Source organism: Streptomyces sp. NPDC007162 (genome assembly GCF_040634175.1).
Taxonomy (GTDB): domain Bacteria; phylum Actinomycetota; class Actinomycetes; order Streptomycetales; family Streptomycetaceae; genus Streptomyces.
Genome location: NZ_JBEYFC010000762.1, coordinates 1 through 3,251 on the forward strand (window position 1 = coordinate 1; position 3,251 = coordinate 3,251).

Genomic DNA, 3,251 nt, shown 5'->3' on the forward strand with positions numbered 1-3,251 from the left:
GTCGTGTCAGCGGGCCTCGACACGATGTTCGTATCGGGGCCTGCCACGGTCAGCAGCCGGACGTTCCCCTCGGTCCAGTCCACCTGCGAGGTCGGCGCGTCCACGTGCAGGGTCTTGGGGAGGATCCCGTGACGCAGCGCCATGACCATCTTGATGACGCCGGCCACACCCGCCGCGGCCTGGGCGTGGCCGATGTTGGACTTGAGGGACCCCAGCCACAGCGGCCGGTCGCCGGGGCGGTCCTGGCCATACGTGGACAGCAGCGCCTGCGCCTCGATCGGATCACCGAGGCGGGTGCCCGTACCGTGGGCCTCCACCGCATCCACATCAGCCGACGACAGACCGGCAGCCGCCAGAGCCTGGCGGATCAAACGCTGCTGGGACGGGCCGTTGGGCGCGGTCAGACCGTTCGACGCACCGTCCTGGTTCACCGCACTCGAGCGCATGACCGCCAAGACCTCATGGCCGTTGCGCTCGGCGTCGGACAGGCGCTCCATCACCACGACGCCGACGCCCTCGGACCAGCCGGTGCCGTCGGCCGTGTCGGAGAAGGACTTGCAGCGGCCGTCCCCGGCGAGGCCGCCCTGAGCGGTGAAACCCACGAAGGCGTCCGGGGTGGACATGACCATCACACCGCCGGCGAGGGCGAGCGAGCACTCCCCGGATCGCAGGGCCTGGGCGGCCAGGTGCATCGCCACGAGCGACGAGGAGCAGGCGGTGTCCACGCTGACCGCGGGGCCTTCCAGGCCGAGCGCGTACGCCACCCGGCCGGAGATGACGCTGCCGGCGCCCCCGGTGATGAGGTGGCCCTGCAGCTCGTGCTCGCCGGAGCTTGCGGCGAACTCGGCGTACCCGTTCTGGTAGGCGCCGACGAAGACGCCCGTGGGGCTGCCCACCAGGGTCGAGGGAGCAATTCCGGACTGTTCCAGCGCTTCCCAGGAAACCTCGAGCAACAGCCGCTGCTGCGGGTCCGTGGCCAGCGCCTCGCGGGGCGAGATGCGGAAGAACCCGGCGTCGAAGCCGGCCACTTCGTCGAGGAAGCCGCCCTGTCCCGTCGCGATGGTTCCCGAACCGGGCCCGGCGGTACCCAGCAGCTCATCGAAGTTCCAGCCCCGGTCGGCGGGAAAGCCGGTGATGCTGTCCGTCCCCTCGGCGACCAGGCGCCAAAGGCCCTCCGGGTCCTGGACGCCTCCCGGGAAGCGGCAGGCCATGCCGACCAGCACGATCGGGTCGTCGGTGAGTGCGGCGGAGACCGGTACCACTGGTGTGGCTGCGGCTTCCGGCTCGCCGAAGTGGGCGGACAGGTGGGCGGCCAGCCGGGTGACGGTCGGATAGTCGAACGCGGCACTGGCCGGCAGGCTCGTCCCCGTTTCCGCCAGGAGGGCGTTGCGCAACTCGACCGCGGTCAGCGAGTCGAAGCCCTGTTCCTTGAACGGCTGGTCCACGTCGACCTGCGCGCTGGACGAGTGACCGAGCACCGAGGCCGCCGCCGCGCGTACCAGATCGACGAGGGCTTGTTCCCGCTCAGCTGAGGGCAACGCGGCGAGGTGGCGGCTCGGCTCACCCGTACCCGTGGAACCGGTTCCCGTCAGGGCGGCGGTCACCTCGGGCAGGTCGGAAATCAGGGCGCTCGGCCGGGCGGCGGTGAAGACCGGGGCGAACCGGGCCCAGTCCATGTCCGTGACCACGAGCGTGGTCTCATCGTCGTGCAGGGTGCGCTGCAACGCGCTGAGAGCCGGCTCGGGCCGCATGGGGATCACACCCAGCAGGTCGAGGTTCTCCCGCTCCGCCTCGGCCAGGCCGATCAGCATGCCGGCCTCGTCCCACGAGCCCCACGCCACCGAGGTGGCCGTGCGGCTCTGCGCCCGGCGGTGAGCGGCCAGCGCGTCCAGATAGGCGTTGCCGGCCGCGTACGGACCCTGGCCGCCGCTGCCCCAGGCCGCCGCGCCGGAGGAGAACAGGACGAACGCGTCGAGGTCGAGGCCGCTGGTCAGCTCGTCGAGGTTCCGGGCGCCGTCGACCTTCACTCGCATCTGGTGCTGCACCTGCTCCGCGGTGGTCGCGGCGAGCGGAGTGGCATCGCTCATGACGCCGGCGGCGTGCACGACCGTACGCAGGGGCCATTCCCCGGGAATCTCGCTGAGGATCCGGGCCAGGGCGTCGCGGTCGGCGACGTCACAGGCTGCCACCGTGACCCGGGCGCCGGCCGCCTCGAGCTCCAGGCGCAGCATGTCGGCGCCTTCCGCGTCCGGCCCGCGCCGGCTCGCCAGGACAATGTGCTCCGCCCCGCGCTCGACTGCCCACCGTGCGACGTGCGCCCCCAGGCCACCCGTACCCCCGGTGATGAGGACGGTTCCGGACGTGGTCCACGGCGCCGGACCGGTCGCGGCCGGAGCGTGCCTCAACCGGCGCCCGAACACTCCGGCCGGGCGGACGGCGACCTGGTCCTCAGTCGAGCCGTTCGACAGTACGGCGGCCAGCTCGCGGGCACCGCGGGCGTCGAGAACCGCGGGCAGGTCGATCAGACCACCCCAGCAGGCGGGCTGCTCCAGAGCGGCGACCCGTCCCAGTCCCCAGACGGCGGCCTGATCGGGATCGGTGACCGGATCATGGGCGCCGGTCGACACCGCTCCCCGGGTCAGCACCCACAGCGGGATCCCTTGATCCGGCAGCGTTTGCAGCAGGTCGATGACAGCCGTGAGGCCTGCTTGCGCGCTGTCTTGCAGGAGGACTTCCAGAGAGACGATGCCATCGACTGCGCGCAGTCCGGGGATGTCGCCGTGTTCCACCACGGTGACATCGGTTCCCAGTGCACCGGTCACGGCGTCGACGAGCGCGTCGTCGCTCCTTCCCGCCGGAACGACCACGGCCCAGCGACGACCCTTGGTGGAGGACGACCTGATGCTCAGCGGCTTCCAGGCTTCCCGGTAGCGCCAGCCGTTCACGGTCTCTGCGTCACGATGCCGGTCACGCCACGACGCCAGAGCCGGCAGCATCGACGCGGCCAGCGCGCTGTCGACGCCCAGGGTTTCCGCGAGGGTTCCGGTGTCCTGCTGCTCCACCGACGCCCAGAGCTCACTGTCGAACTGACTCCCGGTGCTCGTCGCGTCGTCGGCGGCCGCGCTGATCTCGGGCCAGAAGCGCTGGTGCTGGAAGGCGTAGGTCGGCAGCTTGACCCGCTGCGCGTCCAGGCCCTCGAACACCGGCGCCCAGTCCACGGCGACGCCGTTCGCCCAGAGGTGCCCGATCGC

1 protein-coding gene is annotated in these 3,251 nt (G+C 71.6%); it reads right to left on the minus strand.

Features of this window, described 5'->3' with window-relative positions:
- Positions 1 to 3,251, minus strand: a 3,251-nt coding sequence (locus ABZ646_RS43500) for an SDR family NAD(P)-dependent oxidoreductase (protein WP_360532435.1), incomplete at both ends; no start/stop codon positions are given.